At 71.3% G+C, this 18,899-nt stretch carries 16 protein-coding genes; 9 read left to right on the top strand and 7 right to left on the bottom strand.

Going from position 1 to position 18,899, the window contains the following annotated elements:
• Positions 1-89 precede the first annotated feature (89 nt).
• From ACH4NX_RS14300 to ACH4NX_RS14285, 4 genes are read right to left on the bottom strand one after another with little or no spacing between them, the layout of a single operon-like run.
• On the bottom strand, positions 90-1,058 hold the full coding sequence (locus ACH4NX_RS14300) for a complex I subunit 1 family protein (RefSeq protein WP_351389690.1): 969 nt from the start codon (positions 1,056-1,058) through the stop codon (positions 90-92).
• Positions 1,055-2,563, bottom strand: a complete 1,509-nt coding sequence (locus ACH4NX_RS14295; protein WP_398127054.1) for an NADH-quinone oxidoreductase subunit C — start codon at positions 2,561-2,563, stop codon at positions 1,055-1,057. The genes ACH4NX_RS14300 and ACH4NX_RS14295 overlap by 4 nt, the downstream gene beginning before the upstream one ends.
• The gene (locus ACH4NX_RS14290) at positions 2,560-3,243 is read right to left on the bottom strand and encodes an NADH-quinone oxidoreductase subunit B (protein WP_398127053.1); all 684 of its coding nucleotides are present in this window, start codon (positions 3,241-3,243) and stop codon (positions 2,560-2,562) included. Before ACH4NX_RS14290 ends, ACH4NX_RS14295 begins: the two co-directional genes overlap by 4 nt.
• A complete protein-coding gene (locus tag ACH4NX_RS14285) occupies positions 3,234-3,674 on the bottom strand; it encodes an NADH-quinone oxidoreductase subunit A (RefSeq protein WP_351389698.1) in 441 nt (146 codons plus the stop codon). Before ACH4NX_RS14285 ends, ACH4NX_RS14290 begins: the two co-directional genes overlap by 10 nt.
• Positions 3,675-3,860: 186 nt before the next feature.
• On the opposite strand from ACH4NX_RS14285, the gene ACH4NX_RS14280 reads away from it, so the two are divergent.
• The 8 genes from ACH4NX_RS14280 to ACH4NX_RS14245 all read left to right on the top strand — a co-directional run bounded on the left by ACH4NX_RS14280 (position 3,861) and on the right by ACH4NX_RS14245 (position 14,546).
• Complete coding sequence (locus tag ACH4NX_RS14280) at positions 3,861-5,090, top strand: sensor domain-containing protein (RefSeq protein ID WP_351389701.1); 1,230 nt, start codon at positions 3,861-3,863, stop codon at positions 5,088-5,090.
• A 160-nt stretch (positions 5,091-5,250) separates the two neighbouring features.
• Positions 5,251-6,618: a sensor domain-containing protein gene (locus ACH4NX_RS14275; RefSeq protein ID WP_351389704.1), complete on the top strand. Its 1,368-nt coding sequence runs from the start codon at positions 5,251-5,253 to the stop codon at positions 6,616-6,618.
• Positions 6,619-6,968: 350 nt separating this feature from the next.
• Positions 6,969-7,628: a response regulator transcription factor gene (locus ACH4NX_RS14270; RefSeq protein WP_351389706.1), complete on the top strand. Its 660-nt coding sequence runs from the start codon at positions 6,969-6,971 to the stop codon at positions 7,626-7,628.
• Positions 7,629-7,953: 325 nt separating this feature from the next.
• Positions 7,954-9,882 carry a 2-oxoacid:acceptor oxidoreductase subunit alpha gene (locus ACH4NX_RS14265; protein ID WP_398127052.1) on the top strand — a complete coding sequence of 643 codons (1,929 nt, stop codon included), beginning with the start codon at positions 7,954-7,956 and terminating at the stop codon, positions 9,880-9,882.
• The gene (locus tag ACH4NX_RS14260; protein ID WP_398127051.1) at positions 9,875-10,924 is read left to right on the top strand and encodes a 2-oxoacid:ferredoxin oxidoreductase subunit beta; all 1,050 of its coding nucleotides are present in this window, start codon (positions 9,875-9,877) and stop codon (positions 10,922-10,924) included. The genes ACH4NX_RS14265 and ACH4NX_RS14260 overlap by 8 nt, the downstream gene beginning before the upstream one ends.
• Positions 10,925-11,161: 237 nt before the next feature.
• Positions 11,162-12,016 carry an SDR family oxidoreductase gene (locus ACH4NX_RS14255; RefSeq protein ID WP_398127050.1) on the top strand — a complete coding sequence of 285 codons (855 nt, stop codon included), beginning with the start codon at positions 11,162-11,164 and terminating at the stop codon, positions 12,014-12,016.
• Between the two features lie 165 nt (positions 12,017-12,181).
• Positions 12,182-13,276, top strand: coding sequence for an EamA family transporter RarD (rarD, locus tag ACH4NX_RS14250; protein ID WP_398127172.1), 1,095 nt, complete (start codon positions 12,182-12,184; stop codon positions 13,274-13,276).
• 265 nt (positions 13,277-13,541) lie between these two features.
• Positions 13,542-14,546 carry a M28 family metallopeptidase gene (locus ACH4NX_RS14245; RefSeq protein WP_398127049.1) on the top strand — a complete coding sequence of 335 codons (1,005 nt, stop codon included), beginning with the start codon at positions 13,542-13,544 and terminating at the stop codon, positions 14,544-14,546.
• An 88-nt stretch (positions 14,547-14,634) separates the two neighbouring features.
• Here the strand turns inward: ACH4NX_RS14245 and ACH4NX_RS14240 are convergent, their stop codons facing one another.
• The gene (locus ACH4NX_RS14240) at positions 14,635-15,882 is read right to left on the bottom strand and encodes a tetratricopeptide repeat protein (protein WP_351389722.1); all 1,248 of its coding nucleotides are present in this window, start codon (positions 15,880-15,882) and stop codon (positions 14,635-14,637) included.
• A gap of 363 nt (positions 15,883-16,245) precedes the next feature.
• On the opposite strand from ACH4NX_RS14240, the gene ACH4NX_RS14235 reads away from it, so the two are divergent.
• Positions 16,246-16,848, top strand: coding sequence for an NAD(P)H-dependent oxidoreductase (locus ACH4NX_RS14235; protein ID WP_351389725.1), 603 nt, complete (start codon positions 16,246-16,248; stop codon positions 16,846-16,848).
• On the opposite strand, the gene ACH4NX_RS14230 is transcribed toward ACH4NX_RS14235, so the two are convergent.
• Together ACH4NX_RS14230 and ACH4NX_RS14225 are read right to left on the bottom strand one after the other, a co-directional pair.
• Positions 16,838-17,836 (bottom strand): ABC transporter permease, encoded by a 999-nt coding sequence (locus tag ACH4NX_RS14230; protein WP_351389728.1) that lies wholly within the window; start codon positions 17,834-17,836, stop codon positions 16,838-16,840. The two genes, ACH4NX_RS14235 and ACH4NX_RS14230, sit on opposite strands and share 11 nt — an antisense overlap.
• Entirely contained in the window at positions 17,823-18,869 is a 1,047-nt protein-coding gene (locus ACH4NX_RS14225) for an ABC transporter ATP-binding protein (protein ID WP_398127048.1), read from the bottom strand. Before ACH4NX_RS14225 ends, ACH4NX_RS14230 begins: the two co-directional genes overlap by 14 nt.
• Positions 18,870-18,899: the final 30 nt, after the last annotated feature.

Genomic DNA, 18,899 nt, shown 5'->3' with positions numbered 1-18,899 from the left:
CTTGGCCAGGCCGCTGCCGGGGATCGACAGGCGGGACCGCCCGGAGGGCGTCGTTGGGGTGCGGTGGTCGGGCGACGAGTGGGACACGGTTACTGGATCACCACCTTGACGATGCCGGTGAGGGCGATCTGGGCGAGGGAGAGGGGTACGAGGAGGGTCCAGGACAGCCTCTGGAGCTGGTCCTCGCGCAGGCGCGGGTAGGTCACCCGCAGCCAGATCACGACGAAGGCGAGGACGGCCGTCTTCAGCAGGGTCCACACCCATCCGAGGCCGTCGGCACCCCACGGTCCGTGCCAGCCACCAAGGAACAGGACGGTGGTCAGACCGCACAGGACGACGATCCCGGCGTACTCGGCGAGGAGGAACAGGGCGAAGCGCAGGCCGGTGTACTCGGTGTAGGCGCCGAAGATGATCTCCGAGTCGGCGACGGGCATGTCGAACGGGGGCCGTTGCAGTTCGGCCAGTCCGGCGACGAAGAAGACGACCGCGCCGACGATCTGCCAGGGCAGCCACCACCACTCGAAGGCGTCGAGGATGCCGACGAGCGAGACGGTGCCGGCCGCCATCGCCACCGAGGCAGCGGTGAGCAGCATCGGGAGTTCGTACGCGAGGAGCTGGGCGGCTGTGCGCAGGCCGCCGAGAAGGGAGAACTTGTTGGCGGAGGACCAGCCGGCCATGAGCGAGCCGAGGACGCCCACACCCATGACGGCGAGGACGAAGAAGATGCCCGCGTCGATGACCTGACCGACCGCACCCTCTCCGGGGCCGACGGGAATGGCCAGGAGAACCAGGAGATAGGGCAGGAGGGCCACGGCGGGGGCCAGTTGGAAGATGCGGCGGTCCGCGTCGGCGGGGACCACGTCCTCCTTCTGCGCGAACTTCACCCCGTCCGCGACGAGCTGCGCCCAGCCGTGGAAGCCGCCGGCGTGCATCGGGCCGAGGCGGCCCTGCATGTGCGCCATCACCTTGTGCTCGGTCTGGCCGACGATCAGGGGGAAGGTGAGGAAGACGACGAAGACGATCAGGAGGCGCAGGGTGACGTCCAGCGCGTCGTTCACTGCGAGCCTCCTGAGGAGTCCGGACGGTTCTGGTTCTGGTTCTGGTTCCCAGGGTTGGGTTCTTCGGAGACGCCGGGTTCTTCCGAGGCGCCGGGCTGATCCGAGGTGCCGGGCTCGTTCGGGACCTCTGTGGCGTCCGGGGTCATGTCCGGCCGCGGTTCCATCCCGCGACGCGCACCGGGCTCGGACTCGGACCCGGACTCTGACCCGAACCCGGACTCTGACCCGGGCTCGGGCTCAGGCTCGGACTCGGGCTCCGACTCGGGCTCCGACTCGGTTTCTGCGAAGGCAGGGCGGGCGTGGTGCCACGGGGCGTCCGGGCTGCGGGGTACGGAGGGGGCCGTCTTCGGGACCGGTTCCTCGGTGTGCGGGGACGTGGCGGTGTCGGCGCCTTCAGGGGTGGCGGGGCCACCGGCCGTGTCGTCCGGCGTTCCGGTGCCGGAGGCGGAGCGTCGGCTCGCGGATCCCTCCGACGCGCTCCGGGTACGCCGGGGACCCGTGGAGTCGCTGCCGCCTGCCCCGGCCCGCTGCGACGCCGAGCCTTCGCCGGCGCTGCGCGCACGTCCGGTGCGTGGGGCAGCCGCCCCGTCGACGTCCTGCCCGGCCGAGCCCCGCTCGGCCGGGCTCTCCGCTGCGGGCTCGTCCGTCGGAGCGCCCGTCCGCTGGGAGGCGGAGCCCTCGCTCGCGCTCCGCGCCCGCCGGGCCCGCGGGGCAGCCGAGGGCTCGGCGGCCGGGAGCGCCTGGCTGGCGGATCCCTCCGACGCCGTCCGGGAACGGCGCGGAGAAACCGGGGCGTCGGTTCCGGATGCCGTCTGACTCGCGGAGCCCTCGCCGGCCGTACGGGTTCGACGGGCCGGGCGGTCGCCCGCCGCCCGGACCGGACGTTCCCCCGCCGCCCGCCCAGCCCCGCGTGCCGGGCGGGCCGGAGCGGCAGGGAGCCGGCCCTTCAGCGGGCCCCACTCATTGGGATCGGGAACACCCGGCGGCAGCATCTGGCGGCGTCGGGGGCCGCCGTGGTCGGACTCACCCGGCTCCTTCGCCCCGGGCCAGGCCTTGGCGACGCGGGCGGCGAGAACGAAGTCCTTCCGCAGCGGGTGGCCCTCGAAGTTCTCGGGCAGGAGCAGGTGGTCCAGCGCGGGGTGGTCCTCGAAGGCCACACCGAACATCTCGTGGGTCTCCCGCTCGTGCCAGGCCGCGCCCGCGTACACCTCGACGGCGGTGGGCAGGACCGGGGACTCGTGCGGAACCGTCGTACGCAGCAGCAGTCGGCGCACCGGTCCGAGCGCCACGACGTGCGCCGCGACACGAAAGCCTGTACCCGGTTCGTCGACCGCGCTCAGCCAGTCGAAGTACGTGCAGCCCAGACGGTCGCGCGCGGTCTCCAGGGCGGAGATCCAGGACGCGGGTGGCACGTCCACGGTGAGGACGTCGTACGACTCCTCGGCCGTGGCCCCGGTGCCGAAGAGTTCCCCGGCGTCGGCGGGCAGCCAGCCGACCGCGGTCATCGCGCCTCCCCCGATTCCGGGCCCGAGCCCGGGAGTGTGCCCGAGCCCGCCCCCGGGTCGGCGTCCCGGTCCGGGCCGGAGCCAGAAGCCGGGCCGGAGCCAGGGGCCGGCGGCCGGACCAGGCCGCTCTGCAGCGCGGCCGTCGACGGCCGCGGCGAGGTGCCGTACCGCTCCGCCAGCGACTCCCGCGCGATCTTCTCCTGGAGCTTCAGAATCCCCTGGAGCAGCGCCTCGGGCCGCGGAGGGCAGCCAGGGACATAGACGTCGACCGGGATGATCTGGTCGACGCCCTTGGTCACGGAGTAGGAGTCCCAGTAGGGGCCACCGCAGTTGGAGCAGGCGCCGAAGGAGATGACGTACTTCGGCTCGGGCATCTGCTCGTACAGGCGCTTCACGGCCGGCGCCATCTTGTCGGTCACCGTGCCCGAGACCACCATCAGGTCGGCCTGGCGGGGGCCCGGCGCGAACGGGATGACGCCGAGCCGGATGAAGTCGTGGCGGGCCATCGACGCGGCGATGAACTCGATGGCGCAGCAGGCGAGGCCGAAGTTGAAGACCCAGAGGGAGTACCGGCGGCCCCAGTTCAGGACGACCTTCATCGGCTCGGGGGCGAGGCGCGCGAGTGCGCCCAGCCTCTTGGGCTCGGGGAGCAGCACGGGTTCGGAGGGGTTCACGTCCACGACAGGACGCCCTTCTTGTATGCGTACAACAGACCCACGGCGAGGAAGCCGAGGAAGATGAACATCTCCACGAGGGTCGTCGCGCCGTAACCGGGGTCGGCGAAGACCGTCGCCCAGGGGAAGAGGAAGATCGAGTCCACCGCGAAGATGACGTAGAGGAACGCGTAGACGTAGTAGCGGACCTGGGTGTGCGCCCAGCCGTCACCGACGGGGTCGACACCGCACTCGTAGGTCAGAAGTTTCTCGGGCGTCGGGACCACGGGCCGCAGCAGGTGTCCGGCGCCGAAGGCGACGGCGACGAAGAGCACGCCGACGACGGCGAGCAGTCCGACGACCGAGTAGGACTGGAAATAGTCCGCGGCGAGCCCGACGGTCGCGTCGGTGACGGGTACATCGACGGCGGTCACATCGCCGACGGTCGGTTCCGGCACGTGCGTCCCTCGCTCCCTGTCCTGAACGCTGCTGTTCGACGATCTGTACGCACGGGAGTCTAGGGCCTGATAAAGAGACGGTAAGCAGCCCGTCGCACCTTAAGACGCGGGGGTGGGGTTTTCCTCAGTGCGTCCCGGCGGTCCACCTCATGGCGCGGTGCCGCGCCGCACGGCACGCTGACTCGTATGACCGAACGCCTCTCGACATCGAGCCCCGCCGGGACCACCGGCGCGGCGACCGGCGACCGCCCGCCGCCGGCCCGCCTCGCATACGACCGGCACACCTGGAAGGAGGTCGCCCACCTGCTGGCGAACTTCCCGGCGGCGCTGATCGGATTCACCTACGTCATGGCGATGCTGGCCGTCGGCGTCGGGTTGACGGTCACGGTGATCGGGCTGCCGCTGCTGGCTGCCGGACTGCTGGGCGCGCGGCAACTGGGCAAGCTGGAGCGGGCGCGGGCCCGGGCACTGCTCGGCGTGCGGGTGGAGGAGCCGAGCCGGCTGCCGTGGCGGAGCGGGGACGGGTTCTTCGCGCAGTTGTGGATGTCGTTGAAGGACCCGGTGGGCTGGCGCACCGTCCTCTACGACTTCATACGGCTCCCGTGGGGCATCCTCACCTTCGTCATCACGTTGACGTCGCTGTTCGTCCTGTGGCCGGTGCTGCCGTTCATCGCGCGGGGCCTGGCGAACGCCGACCGGGCGATGGTGCGCGGGCTGCTGTCTCCGTCCGACGAGCTGGAGCGGCGGATCGCCGAGCTGGAGTCGGACCGGGGGGTCGTCGTGGACACGGCGGCGGCCGACCTGAGGCGGATCGAGCGCGATCTGCACGACGGGGCACAGGCCCGCCTGGTCAACCTGGCCATGGGACTGGGCCTGGCCAAGGAGAAGCTCTTGGAGGACCCCGACGCGGCGGCTGCCATGGTCGACGAGGCGCACGGCGAGGTGAAGCTGGCCCTGCAGGAGCTGCGGGACCTGGCGCGCGGCATCCATCCCGCCGTCCTGACCGACCGCGGCCTGGACGCGGCACTCTCCTCGGTCGCCTCCCGGTGCACCGTGCCGGTCAAGGTCAGCGTCGACCTGACGGAGCGTCCCGCGGCGGCCATCGAGGGCATCGCCTACTTCACCGTCTCGGAACTGCTTCAGAACGTCAGCAAGCACAGCGGGGCGAAGTCCGCCTCCGTCGAGGTGTGGCGGTCGTCCGACCGACTGCTCATACAGGTGGGGGACGACGGCCGCGGGGGCGCGCGTCTCGACGGCGGTACGGGGATGAAGGGCCTCGCCGACCGGCTGACCGCCGTCGACGGTCTCTTCGTCGTCGACTCGCCGGAAGGCGGCCCGACAACGGTCACGGCCGAGCTGCCGTGGCGCGACCGCGAGGCCGCCGACAAGACCTCTCGCGCGTCCGCCACGAGGTAACGGACATACTCCGGCCCCGCCCCCGCCCCAGCCCTGCCTCTCGGGGGTGGGGAAAACCCCCCTTCTGAGACGCCGACGAGCTCCATGGCCCGTGGGTGCGCGGTCGAGGAGGGTGGAGTTACGAGAGCACAGCCGTACGACGAGGAGAAGGACGGCACCGATGGCCACGGAATACGGACAGAGTTACGGGTTCGGGAGCGGGCCCGGCTTCCCCGGGGACACCGGTGCGCGCCACCACCGGCTGCCGGCAGGGCTGCGGGCGCCTTTCGAGGCACGCAGCTGGCGAGAGTTCGGCTACGTGCTGCTGAGCCTGCCGCTGGGCATCCTGCTCTTCACGTACGCCATCACGATGACGGCGCTCGGAGCGGGCCTGCTGGTGACGTTCCTGGGCGTCCCGGTGCTGGCGGCCGCACTCGCCGGGTGCCGCGGCCTAGGCGCGGTGGAAAGGGCACGGGCTCGCGTGCTGCTGGGTCTCAAGGTGTCCGACCCGGAGCCGCTGCGGCTGAAGAAGCGTGGCGCGATGGGCTGGATAGGAGCCGTGCTGAAGAGCGGCGCCTCCTGGCGGAGCCTGCTGTACGCGGTGCTGCAGTTCCCCTGGTCGGTGTTCTCGTTCGTCGTCGCTGTGAGCGTCTGGGCGTTCGGCTGGGCGATGCTGACGTACCCGCTGTGGTTCTGGGTCTTCCCGATGTACGCCGGCCAGGACGGGCTCCAGCTGTACGGGGACCAGACGCACCGGATCTACCTGGACAACCCCTTCGAGATCACCGTGACCGCGCTGGTCGGACTGCTGTTCACGCTGGCGACGCCCTGGATCGTCCGGGCGCTGACGACGGTGGACCGCTTGATGGTGCACGGGCTTCTCGGACCGTCGCGGCTGGCTACGCGAGTGGTGGAGCTGGAGTCGGACCGGGGGGTCGTGGTGGACACGGCGGCAGCTGACCTGCGGCGCATCGAGCGCGACCTGCACGACGGAGCCCAGGCCCGTCTGGTCAACCTGGCCATGGATCTGGGCCTTGCCAAGGAGAAGCTCAGGGAGGACCCGCGTGCGGCGGCGGTGATGGTGGACGAGGCACACGGCGAGGTGAAGACGGCGCTCCAGGAACTGCGGGACCTGGCACGGGGCATCCACCCGGCCGTCCTGACCGATCGTGGCCTGGACGCGGCGCTGTCGGCGATCGCCTCGCGTTGTGCCGTGCCGGTGCGTGTCGAGGTCGACCTGACGGAGCGACCGGTGTCGGCGATCGAGGGGATCGCGTACTTCACGGTGTCGGAGTTGCTGCAGAACGTCAGCAAGCACGCGCGGGCGACCTCGGCCGCCGTGGAGGTCTGGCGGGTGGAGAACCGGCTGATGCTCCAAGTCGTGGACAACGGTGTGGGAGGGGCGGACGTGTCCGCCGGATCGGGACTGGCGGGACTGGCGGAGCGGCTCGACGCGGTGGACGGGATACTCGTGGTGGACTCGCCGGCCGGCGGACCGACGCGGGTGACGGCGGAGCTGCCGTGGCGCAGCGAGCCGGTGACCAGGTGAGGCGCCGCGTCGACCACCGCTGAGGTCCGCCTCCCCCGAAGCCGCCACTGAGGGCCGTCACCGAAGCCACCGCCGAAAGCCCCCGCTGATGCCTCCGCGCCGCGCCCCACCCTCCCTGGGCGCGGTGCGGTGCGGTGCGGTGCGGCGGCATGATCGGAAACCAGCCACTGAGCAGCCGGACCCGGACTGGCGCACCGGTCTTCCCGTCGTCTTCCCGCTGCACGAGCCCATCCGGCCTTCGATGGTGGAATGCTGGGCCTGTCGCACGGACGTTCCGTGAACGCGGCGTGGGCCGCGCGGGCCGAGACGTGTGGACGGGCTGTGGGGGGCCGAAGATCGTGGAGGACAGGGTGCGAGTGGTCATCGCCGAGGATTCAGTGCTGCTCAGGGAAGGGTTGACCCGGTTGCTGACCGACCTCGGGCACGAGGTCGTCGCCGGTGTCGGTGACGGTGTGGCACTGATCAAGACCATCACCGAGCTGGACGCGCAGGGAGAGCTGCCGGACGTCGTGGTGGCGGACGTACGGATGCCGCCGACGCACACCGACGAGGGCGTGCGCGCCTCGGTGCAGCTGCGCAAGGCACACCCCGGCCTCGGCGTACTGGTGCTGTCCCAGTACGTGGAGGAGCGCTACGCCACGGAGCTGCTGGCGGGCTCAAGTCGCGGCGTCGGCTACCTGCTCAAGGACCGGGTGGCCGAGGTGCGGGAGTTCGTGGACGCGGTGGTTCGCGTCGCCCAGGGCGGTACGGCCCTGGACCCGGAGGTGGTCGCGCAGTTGCTCGGGCGCAGCCGCAAGCAGGACGTCCTCGCGGGGCTGACACCCCGCGAGCGGGAGGTTCTGGGGCTCATGGCCGAGGGCCGGACGAACTCGGCGATCGCCCGGCAGCTCGTCGTGAGCGACGGGGCCGTCGAGAAGCACGTCAGCAACATCTTCATGAAGCTGGGGCTGTCCCCGAGCGACGGCGATCACCGGCGGGTGCTCGCCGTACTCACGTATCTCAATTCCTGAGCTCAGCGGTCCCACACCTCGCCAACGGCTGTCGGGCCCGGCGGTCCGGCTGTTCCGTCCGAACGCAAGAGAGACCGAAGCACAGAGCACGACGCACGGAGCACGAAGCACGAAGCACGAAGCACGAACAGGGTGCGTATTCACGAACAACACGAGTGCCGGGGGGCGGAATAACCGTGGAATGCCAGTGCGGCGGGCCATCACCGGGTCGGGTCCATCATGCGAATGTCCACCGGAAGTCAACCCATGCGGACGTAGGGTTGATCCCGGGACGGTCGGTGGGAGACCAGTTCCCTGACAGCCGCCTCGAGGGAGGTCCAGTTCAGTGACCAGCCAGGTCAGCAGCCCAGCGGAGCAGGCCGACGGATCCGTCGTAGGAGAGCAGCGTAAACCGGGCGGGGCGAAGGACGTCCGCCGGCTGGACCGGGTGATCATCCGGTTCGCGGGGGACTCGGGCGACGGGATGCAGCTTACCGGCGACCGTTTCACCTCGGAGACCGCGTCGTTCGGCAATGACCTGTCGACGCTGCCGAACTTCCCGGCCGAGATCCGGGCACCCGCCGGCACCCTGCCGGGCGTCTCGTCTTTCCAGTTGCACTTCGCCGACCACGACATCCTCACCCCCGGTGACGCGCCGAACGTGCTGGTCGCGATGAACCCGGCCGCGTTGAAGGCGAACATCGACGACGTGCCGCGCGGCGCGGAGATCATCGTCAACACCGACGAGTTCACCAAGCGCGCGATGCAGAAGGTCGGCTACGACACCTCGCCGCTGGAGGACGGTTCTCTCGACGGTTACCACCTGCATCCGGTGCCGTTGACCACCTTGACCGTCGAGGCACTCAAGGAGTTCGACCTCACCCGTAAGGAGGCCGAGCGCAGCAAGAACATGTTCGCGCTCGGGCTGCTGAGCTGGATGTACCACCGGCCCACCGAGGGCACGGAGAAGTTTCTCAACGCCAAGTTCGCGAAGAAGCCCGACATCGCCGCGGCGAACATCGCGGCGTACCGGGCGGGCTGGAACTTCGGTGAGACCACGGAGGACTTCGCGGTCTCCTACGAGGTGGCTCCGGCGGCCACGGCGTTCCCGCCGGGCACCTACCGCAACATCTCCGGGAACCTGGCGCTGGCCTACGGCCTGATCGCCGCCTCCCGCCAGGCCGACCTGCCGCTCTTCCTCGGTTCCTACCCCATCACCCCGGCCTCCGACATCCTGCACGAGTTGTCGAAGCACAAGAACTTCGGTGTGCGGAGCTTCCAGGCCGAGGACGAGATCGCCGGGATCGGCGCGGCGCTGGGCGCGGCGTTCGGCGGTTCGCTCGCCGTCACCACCACCTCCGGCCCCGGTGTGGCGCTGAAGTCCGAGACGATCGGGCTGGCCGTGAGTCTGGAGCTGCCGCTGCTGGTCGTGGACATCCAGCGCGGCGGGCCGTCGACCGGCCTGCCGACCAAGACGGAGCAGGCGGATCTGCTGCAGGCGATGTACGGGCGCAACGGCGAGGCACCGGTCCCGGTCGTCGCGCCGCGCACCCCGGCGGACTGCTTCGACGCGGCGCTGGAGGCGGCACGGATCGCGCTGACCTACCGCACCCCGGTCTTCCTCCTCTCCGACGGCTACCTCGCCAACGGCAGCGAACCCTGGCGGATCCCGGAGACCGACGAGCTGCCGGATCTCGCGGTGCGGTTCGCGCAGGGACCGAACCACACCCTGGACGACGGCACCGAGGTGTTCTGGCCCTACAAGCGCGACCCGCACACCCTCGCCCGCCCCTGGGCGGTGCCGGGCACCCCCGGTCTGGAGCACCGGATCGGCGGTATCGAGAAGCAGGACGGCACCGGGAACATCTCGTACGACCCGGCCAACCACGACCTCATGGTCCGCACCCGCCAGGCCAAGATCGACGGTATCGACGTCCCCGACGTCGAGGTCGACGACCCGGACGGCGCGCGGACCCTGGTCCTGGGCTGGGGATCGACGTACGGGCCGATCACGGCCGCCGTGCGCCGGCTGCGCGGTGCCGGCGAGGCCGTCGCCCAGGCGCACCTGCGCCACCTCAACCCGTTCCCGCACAACCTCGGCACGGTGCTGAGGCGGTACGACAAGGTGGTGATCCCCGAGATGAACCTCGGCCAGCTCGCCACCCTGATCCGGGCGAAGTACCTCATCGACGCCCAGTCGTACAACCAGGTCAACGGCATGCCGTTCAAGGCGGAACAGCTCGCCACGGTCCTGAAGGAGGCCATCGATGGCTGAGGCACTGAAGCTGGTCCCCAGGGCCGAGGGCAAGCAGTCCATGAAGGACTTCAAGTCCGACCAGGAAGTACGCTGGTGCCCCGGCTGCGGCGACTACGCCGTCCTTGCCGCCGTGCAGGGCTTCATGCCCCAGCTCGGCCTGGCCAGGGAGAACATCGTCTTCGTCTCCGGCATCGGCTGCTCCTCCCGCTTCCCGTACTACATGAACACCTACGGGATGCACTCCATCCACGGCCGCGCCCCCGCCATCGCCACCGGTCTGGCCACCTCCCGCCGCGACCTGTCCGTCTGGGTCGTCACCGGCGACGGCGACGCCCTCTCCATCGGCGGCAACCACCTCATCCACGCCCTGCGCCGCAACGTCAACCTCAAGATCCTTCTCTTCAACAACCGGATCTACGGCCTGACCAAGGGCCAGTACTCCCCCACCTCCGAAGTCGGCAAGATCACCAAGTCGACTCCGATGGGATCACTGGACGCGCCCTTCAACCCGGTCTCCCTCGCCATCGGCGCGGAGGCCTCCTTCGTCGCCCGGACCGTCGACTCCGACCGCAAGCACCTCACCGAGGTCCTGCGCCAGGCCGCCGACCACCCGGGCACCGCCCTGGTCGAGATCTACCAGAACTGCAACATCTTCAACGACGGCGCCTTCGACGCCCTCAAGGACAAGCAACGGGCCGAGGAAGCCGTCATCCGCCTCGAACACGGGCAGCCGATCCGCTTCGGCACCGACGGAGCGAAGGGCGTCGTACGCGACCCGGCCACCGGCGACCTCAAGGTCGTCGCCGTCACCGCGGACAACGAAGCCGACATCCTGGTGCACGACGCGCACGCCGCGTCCCCGACCACCGCCTTCGCCCTCTCCCGGCTCGCCGACCCCGACACCCTGCACCACACCCCCATCGGCGTCCTGCGCTCCGTCGACCGGCCCGTCTACGACACCCTCATGACCGACCAGCTCGACACCGCCGTCGAACAGAACGGCAAGGGCGACCTCGCCGCACTGCTGGCCGGCGGCGACACCTGGACCGTCGTCGGCTGAGACCGGCGGCGGTTCGCACCTTGGAAGAGCCCGGGCGTATCCGCCCGGGCTCCTTCTTGTCTTGCGTCGGGCTCGGGCCGGGGCTCGGGCTGGGGCTCGGGCTCGGGCTCGGGCTCCGGGAGACCTCTCAAGCACTTACGCGGGCGTAAGTACCTAACTCCAAAGTGTGCACTTCCTTTCCGTTAGCGCGAGCTTTACGGTTAGTGGTACATCCCGCCCACAAGGAGCAGTGAAGTCATGAGCATCGTCGTCACCGGAGCAACCGGACACCTCGGCCGTCACGTCGTACGGCAACTGCTGGAGAAGGTGCCGGCCGGCCAGGTCACCGCGGTCGTCCGCGACCGCGACAAGGCCGCCGACCTCGCCGCCCGCGGCGTACGGCTCGCGGTCGCCGACTACAACGCGCCCGAGACCTTCGACAACCTGTTCGCGGCCGGTGACCGGGTGCTGCTGATCTCCGGGAACGAGTTCGACAAGGGCCGCGTCCAGCAGCACACAGTGGTGATCGACGCGGCCAGGAAGGCCGGCGTCGCCCTGCTCGCCTACACCAGCGCCCCCAGCAGCCTCACGGCCGCGCTCGCCGACGACCACCGCTCCACCGAGAAGGTGCTGGTCGGCTCGGGCGTGCCGTACGTGTTGCTGCGCAACGGCTGGTACCACGAGAACTACACCGAGCAGCTCGCCCCGGCCCTGGAGCACGGCGCCGTCGTCCAGGCGGCCGGCGAGGGCCGGCTCTCCTCCGCCTCCCGCGCCGACTACGCGGCCGCCGCCGTCGCCGTACTGACCGGCGAGGGGCACGAGAACAGGTCGTACGAGCTGGGCGGCGACGAGGCCTGGAGCTTCGCGGAGTACGCGGCCGAGCTGAGCCGGCAGACCGGCAAGGAGATCGTCTACAACCCCGTCTCCACCGAGGCCTACACCGGCATCCTCACCGGAGCCGGGCTGCCCGGGCCGCTGGCCGCCGTCCTCGCCGGCGTGGACGCCGCCATCGAGAAGGGCGAACTGGTCGTCTCCACCGGTGACCTGTCCCGACTGACCGGCCGCCCGACCACGCCCCTCGCCGAGGCCGTCGCCGCCGCGCTCGAGAACTGATCCCCGCCACATCCACCCCGTCCGTCACATCCACCCCGCCTGTCGCGACCTCCATGCCTGTCATGACCGTATGCCGATACGGGCATGACAGGCGGGCGGATGCGGCGCTACCTTCGTCCTGGCATGCATCCGTCCCCGCATGCCGTACGCGAGAAGGAGGTGCCCGTGGCCGGGTCGTCGAGGAGTGAGCAGCGAATAGGCCTGGTGAACGGCTTCGCGGCGTACGGGATGTGGGGGCTCGTCCCGCTGTTCTGGCCGCTGCTCAAGCCCGCGGGAGCCGGCGAGATCCTCGCCCACCGGATGGTGTGGTCCCTGGCCTTCGTCGCCGTCGCCCTGCTCTTCGTACGGCGCTGGGCCTGGGCGGGTGACCTGCTGCGGCAGCCGCGCAGGCTCGCCCTGGTCACCGTGGCCGCCGCGGTCATCACCGTCAACTGGGGCGTCTACATCTGGGCCGTCAACAGCGGCCATGTCGTCGAGGCCTCGCTCGGGTACTTCATCAACCCGCTGGTCACGATCGCGATGGGCGTGCTGCTGCTGAAGGAGCGGCTGCGCCCCGCGCAGTGGGCGGCGGTCGGGACCGGCTTCGCGGCCGTGCTCGTCCTCACCATCGGCTACGGCCAACCGCCGTGGATCTCCCTCTGCCTCGCCTTCTCCTTCGCCACGTACGGCCTGGTGAAGAAGAAGGTCAACCTCGGTGGTGTCGAGTCGCTGACCGCCGAGACGGCGATCCAGTTCCTGCCCGCGCTCGGCTATCTGCTGTGGCTCGGTGCGCGGGGCGAATCCACGTTCACCACCGAGGGCGCGGGCCACGCGGCCCTGCTCGCCGCGACCGGCGTGGTCACCGCGATCCCCCTGGTCTGCTTCGGCGCGGCGGCGATCCGCGTGCCGCTGTCCACGCTGGGGCTGTTGCAGTACCTGGCGCCGGTCTTCCAGTTCCTGCTCGGCGTCTTCTACTTCGGCGAGGCCATGCCGCCCGAGCGCTGGGCCGGTTTCGCCCTGGTCTGGCTGGCACTCACGCTGCTCACCTGGGACGCCCTGCGCACCGCCCACCGGACCGCCCGGACGCTCAGGGCCCAGTTGGACCGGACGGGCGGCGGCGTACCGCCCGACAAGGGGGGCGCCGTGCGGGAGGCGGGGGTCGTGGCCTCCGGCATGCCGGAAGGAGAGCCGCACCGGGCGGGGGCGGCGACTGCTGTTCCAGCGCGTACCGGAGGCCAGGACGGGCAAGAACCGGGTCCCCAGCGACGTGCACTCGACTGAGGGACGGCGCGAGAGGGAGGTCTCCCGGTCGACGGGGGCGGGGCCGGGGCACGGGCCAGGACCTGTCCCGAACCCGGGACCGGGACCGGAGCCAGGGCCGGGGCCAGGACCGGGACCGGGACCAGGACCAAAGGTTTCCGATATGCGTAACACCGTGGCCGAATAGCGGCCTTGACGCGGGGTCAGTCCCGGCCACACCATCCAGGCACCCATTCGCTGCGGAGCCCCTTCCCCAGGGACTCCCTAGGAATCCGGAGCCCCCCACATGAAGCTCCCCCTTTCCGGGCGTGCGCTGACGGCCGGTGCCGTCGCGGTCGCCACGCTGATGACCGGCGGATCCGTGGCAGGCGCGGCACCCGCTTCCGGGCACCCCGCGCCCGGGCACGCCTCCGAGCCCGCGGCCACGTACGCCTCCGGGCCCGCGGCCGTCGCCGCCGCGCCCGACATACCGATAGCCAACGTCAAGGCCCACCTGACGCGGCTGCAGTCCATCGCCACGGCGAACGGCGGCAACCGCGCCCACGGCCGCCCCGGCTACCAGGCCTCGCTCAACTACGTGAAGGCGGAGCTGGACGCGGCCGGTTTCACCACCACGGTCCAGCGGTTCACCGCCTCCGGGCGTACCGGCTACAACCTGATAGCCGACTGGCCCGGCGGCGACGCCAATCAGGTTGTCATGGCCGGGTCACATCTGGACAGCGTCTCCTCCGGCCCCGGCATCAACGACAACGGATCCGGCTCGGCGGCCGTCCTGGAGACCGCGCTCGCCGTGGCCCGGTCCGGCCACCAGCCCGCCAAGCACCTGCGTTTCGCCTGGTGGGGTGCGGAGGAGCTGGGACTCGTCGGGTCCCGCTACTACGTCAACAGTCTCGGCTCCGCGAACCGCGCCAAGATCAGTGGCTACCTGAACTTCGACATGATCGGCTCGCCGAACCCCGGCTACTTCGTCTACGACGACGATCCCACGATCGAGCGGACCTTCCAGGACTACTACACCGGCCTCGGCATCTCCACGGAGATCGAGACCGAGGGCGACGGCCGCTCCGACCACGCGCCCTTCAAGAACGCGGGCGTCCCCGTCGGCGGCCTCTTCAGCGGCGCCGACTACCGGAAGACGTCCGCACAGGCGGCCAAGTGGGGCGGCACAGCGGGCCAGCCGTTCGACCGCTGCTACCACTCGTCCTGCGACACGACCGCCAACATCAACGACACGGCCCTGAACCGCAACAGCGACGCCATCGCGTACGCGATGTGGGAACTGTCGCGGTAGGGCGCGACGTCCCCCTCCGCACGGAGAAGTGCCCCGGCCGACGGAGCGGCCCGGTCGGCGGAGCGGCCCGGTCGGTGGAAGTGGCCGGTCAGCCCGCCTGGGCGCGGACGCGGTCGCCGAGGCGGCCCATGCGGGTGCGGGCCGACTCCAGCTCCTCGGCCTCCTCCGCGGCCGGGCCCTCCTCGGCGGCGAGTTCGTCCCAGAGACCGACCAGCTCGTGCCCCAGCTCCAGACCCCGCGCGGGGTCGCGTACGGCGCGCCAGGCGGTGGCCGCGCTCTGCACGTTGCCGTACGAGGCCTCCGCGTCGCCCGCGAGACGGTGTATCCGGGCCAGGTCCAGGGAGAGACGGAAGGCTCGTTCCGGCTCACCCGACAAGTACGCGATGTAAGCGGTGAGTTCGCGGATCCGGAGCACCTCCGGGTGCTCCGGCCCCAGCGATCGCGAGGCTTCCGTCACGGTCTGTTCGGCGAGCTGCGACGCGACCGCCGTACGCCCCTCCTTGACGGCCTCGTTGATCCGGGCCGTGGGCTCCGCGAGGAGCGAGGGGGCGGTGGCGTCGCCGGGTGCGGTGAGCGGTTCGTCCCCGAGCACGGCCTCGGCCACCGCGTCGAAGCCGCGGGCCGGGGTGGGGGTGGGCTTGGCACCGGAGTCGCCGCCGTGGTCGAGGCCGAGGCCGAGACCGAGGTCCGCCACCGCCGCGGCCCGGGATTCGGTGACCCCGCCGGGCGTGGGCCGCGGTCCCGCGCCTTCAGAGGCACCGGTCGCGGGAGCACCGTCCATCCGGGGCGGCGGTCCGAACTCTCCCGTCGGCGGCGCCACCGTACCGGGCACCGCCGCGCCCGCGGCCGGTTCGGGCAGCGCCCGCAGCGTGAACGTCGGTACGGACTCGCCGGCCGGCACCCGCTGCGACTCGGGCGCCGTCGGCAGAGGGACCGCCGGCGCGCCGCCCGGCGCCGGCTCCACCGGCCGCAGGACGTGCGTGGGCTGGTCCCGTCGTACGGCCGGCTCCTCGGAGGGCGTCGGCACCGGTTCCGCGGCGAGGTGGCTGGAGCCGTCCGGGTCGACCCGGAGCGGGACGGAGTACCCGACGCGCTCGTCGTGGATCGTGGCGATGACGGGGTGGCCGGCGGCGAGGGCGAGGCGGTGAAGGCGGTTCAGGACGGCGTTCTGGATCTCCTCGCCGGGGGCCGCGACGATCAGCGAACCATCGACCGAAGCGCTGCGCCCGCCGGAACCGGCGTCCGGCACACGGACGTCGATCGGCGTCGCCGCAGGGGCGGGCGAGCGCTCGGCGCCCTCGCGGTCCCGCTGCTTGTCGCGGCCGAGTCGAGACATCGTTCCCCCACTCATCGGCGGCTTCCGTCGGCGGATTCGGTTTCCAGCCGTCCAGAGCCTGTCATGCCTGTTGTACACCTGCTGTCGAGTCTCTCCGCTCGCTCGCGATTCTCACGTCACCGGGGTGTCACAGGCTCGTTCCAGGAGGTCACGCACCCATCGGCGGACCCGTGCGGCGCGTTGCCCGTCGCCTCCCCGCCTCCTCGCGCCCGGACGGAACCGGGCAAAAGCCCGCCTCGGGGGCCGGCTCTCCGTCCGCTCCTCGGGCGGGCGTGCCGGGAAACCCCTATGAGGATTTACATGCACGTGCATAGAATGCACGTGCTGAGTATTCGTGCCACGCCGACGACTCCGGGAGACCTCATGACCCGCCGTTTCCTCTTCCTGCTGGGCAGCAGCCGTCCCGACGGCAACACCGAGCTGCTCGCCCGCCGCGCCGCCGAGCAACTGCCCTCGCACGTCGAGCAGCGGTGGATCGACCTCGCCGAGCATCCGCTGCCCGAGTTCGGGGACCTGCGGCACGACAGCGACCACACACGCCCCACGGAGGGCAACGCGGGCCTCCTGCTCGACGCCACCCTCGACGCCACGGACCTCGTGATCGCCTCGCCGCTGTACTGGTACTCGCTGTCCGCGCCGGTCAAGCGCTACCTCGACCACTGGTCCGGCTGGCTGCGCACCCCCGGCCTCGACTTCAAGGCGACCCTGGCCGGCCGCACCCTGTGGGGCGTCACCGCGCTCGCGCACCGGGAGCGGGAGGTCGCCGACCCGCTGATCGGCAGCCTGAACAACTCGGCGGCCTACATGGGGATGCGCTTCGGCGGGGTGCTGCTCGGCAACGGCAGCAGGCCCGGGGACGTCCTGAAGGACACCGAGGCGCTGGCTCGCGCCAAGACCTTCTTCGCACAGGAGGCGCCGCTCGCCCGCTTCCCGTACGAGCAGGCGGACCCCGCGCCTACGAGGTGATGTCCTTGGCCGTGAACCGCGCCCAGGCCGCCGAGCCGAACACCGCGGCGTACAGGACCTGGAGGCCTAGGTTCTTCGTCAGGTCGTCCCAGTAGACCGGTTCGCGCATCAGGTCGGCGAAGGACAGCCAGTAGTGCGAGAAGAAGTACGGCTGGAGCGCGTCGAGCTGCGGGATCTGGTCGAGGATCTGGACGGTGATCAGCAGCCCGACCGTGGTCGCCATCGCGGCGATGCCGCTGCCCGCCAGAGTGGAGACGAACAGGCCGAGAGCCGCGACGCCGACGAGTGAGGCGGCCACGGCCAGGGCGATCAGCAGGGCGCGCCCCAGCCCCTCGGCGAAGGAGATCCGGGTGCCGGAGATGGTGGTCAGGTCACCGACCGGGAACAACAGCGCTCCGACCGCGAGCGCCGAGACCGCGACCACCAGGGTGGCGGCGAGGCAGAAGGCGATCACGGTGGCGTACTTGGCGAGCAGCAGCCGGGTGCGGCCGGCCGGGGCGACCAGGAGATAGCGGAGCGTGCCCGCGCTCGCCTCGCCCGCGATGGCGTCGCCCGCGACGACGCCGACGGCCATCGGCAGGAAGAACGGGAGGGTCGCGGCGAGTGCGGTGAAGACCAGGAACAGGCCGTTGTTACTGATCTGCGAGATGAACGCCGGCCCCGCGCCGCCTCCTCCGCCACCGCCACCGCCACCGAACGACGCACCGTCGCTCGTCTCGATCTTCACGGCGATTCCCACCAGGACCGGTACGGCGGCCAGCACGCCCAGCAGGGCGAGGGTGCGCCAGCGCCGGAAGGTGATCAGCAGTTCGCTGTGGAACAGTCCGAGGGACCACAGCGGGCTCGAGGCGCGCACCGCTTCCGCTACCTCGGCCGACGACTCCTCAGCGCGCGACGCACCCGTCCCCGGCACACTCACCCCCGACGCCCCCGACGCCCCCGACGTACTCGACGTACTCGACGTACTCGACGCATCAGCCCGCGACATCGAAGCCCTCCCCGGTCAGCGCCACGAACGCGTCCTCCAGGGAGGCCCGGTCCACCGCGAAGCCTCGGACGCGGACGCCGGCCGCCACCAGAGCGGCGTTCAGGTCGGCGAGGTCGCGGTCGGGTGGCTCCGCCGTCACCCGGTCCTCGGTGACGACCACGTCCCCGGCCCCCTGCTCCTTCAGCACCCGCGCGGCCTCCCCCGTGTCCGGTGTGGTCACCACGAGCCGGCCGCGTGCCCCGGCCGCCAGGTCGGCGACCGCGCCCTGGGTGATCAGCCGCCCTCGGGCCATCACGGCGGCGTGCGTGCAGACCTGCTCGATCTCGTCCAGCAGGTGGGAGGAGAGGAAGACGGTGGTGCCGTCGGAGGCCAGTTCGCGCACGAGCGCACGGATCTCGCGCATGCCCTGGGGGTCGAGCCCGTTGGTCGGTTCGTCCAGGACCAGCAGGCCGCGCGGCTGGAGCAGCGCCGCGGCCAGCCCGAGGCGCTGCTTCATGCCGAGCGAGTACGCCTTCGCCTTCTTGCCGGCGGCGGCCGCGAGGCCCACCCGGTCCAGTGCCGCCGCGACGCGCTCGCGCCGGGTGCGTGGGTCGGCGGTCGGGTCCGCGGCGTCGTAGCGCAGCAGGTTGTCCCGCCCGGAGAGGAAGCCGTACAGGGCCGGGCCCTCGATGAGGGCGCCGACCCGGGGCAGTACGGTGCGGGCCGCGCGCGGCATGGGCCTGCCCAGGACCCGGGCGGTGCCCGAGGTGGGTTCGATCAGGCCCATCAGCATGCGGATGGTGGTGGTCTTGCCGGAGCCGTTGGGGCCGAGGAAGCCGAAGACGCTGCCCGCCGGGACGGTCAGGTCCAGACCGTCGACGGCGAGCTGTCCGCCGCGGTAGCGCTTGGTGAGCGCGCGGGTGGCGATGACGGCGTCGACCGAGCCGCTCTCCCGGCCCGGGACCAGCCGGCCCAGGCTCTCCCGGTCCGGGCTCTCCCGGTCCCGACCCTCCCGGCCCGCGCCTCCCGTTTCCGTGGCGGACGGCTCGGCCATCGGCTCCCTCTCCTCATCGTCGTACGGGAC

The sequence above is a fragment of the Streptomyces sp. NPDC017225 genome (assembly GCF_044331465.1).
Taxonomy (GTDB): domain Bacteria; phylum Actinomycetota; class Actinomycetes; order Streptomycetales; family Streptomycetaceae; genus Streptomyces.
The sequence above is the reverse complement of the archived record's forward strand: the minus strand, read 5'-3'. Positions and strand labels throughout refer to the sequence as shown.

Bases quoted from the DNA above. Each gene is read 5' to 3' on its own strand.
- ACH4NX_RS14295 (WP_398127054.1), bottom strand. From the start codon at position 2,563: ATGACCGCGGTCGGCTGGCTGCCCGCCGACGCCGGGGAACTCTTCGGC.
- ACH4NX_RS14280 (WP_351389701.1), top strand. From the start codon at position 3,861: ATGACCGAACGCCTCTCGACATCGAGCCCCGCCGGGACCACCGGCGCG.
- ACH4NX_RS14275 (WP_351389704.1), top strand. From the start codon at position 5,251: ATGGCCACGGAATACGGACAGAGTTACGGGTTCGGGAGCGGGCCCGGC.
- ACH4NX_RS14260 (WP_398127051.1), top strand. From the start codon at position 9,875: ATGGCTGAGGCACTGAAGCTGGTCCCCAGGGCCGAGGGCAAGCAGTCC.
- ACH4NX_RS14255 (WP_398127050.1), top strand. From the start codon at position 11,162: ATGAGCATCGTCGTCACCGGAGCAACCGGACACCTCGGCCGTCACGTC.
- ACH4NX_RS14245 (WP_398127049.1), top strand. From the start codon at position 13,542: ATGAAGCTCCCCCTTTCCGGGCGTGCGCTGACGGCCGGTGCCGTCGCG.
- ACH4NX_RS14240 (WP_351389722.1), bottom strand. From the start codon at position 15,882: ATGTCTCGACTCGGCCGCGACAAGCAGCGGGACCGCGAGGGCGCCGAG.
- ACH4NX_RS14235 (WP_351389725.1), top strand. From the start codon at position 16,246: ATGACCCGCCGTTTCCTCTTCCTGCTGGGCAGCAGCCGTCCCGACGGC.
- ACH4NX_RS14230 (WP_351389728.1), bottom strand. From the start codon at position 17,836: ATGTCGCGGGCTGATGCGTCGAGTACGTCGAGTACGTCGAGTACGTCG.
- ACH4NX_RS14225 (WP_398127048.1), bottom strand. From the start codon at position 18,869: ATGGCCGAGCCGTCCGCCACGGAAACGGGAGGCGCGGGCCGGGAGGGT.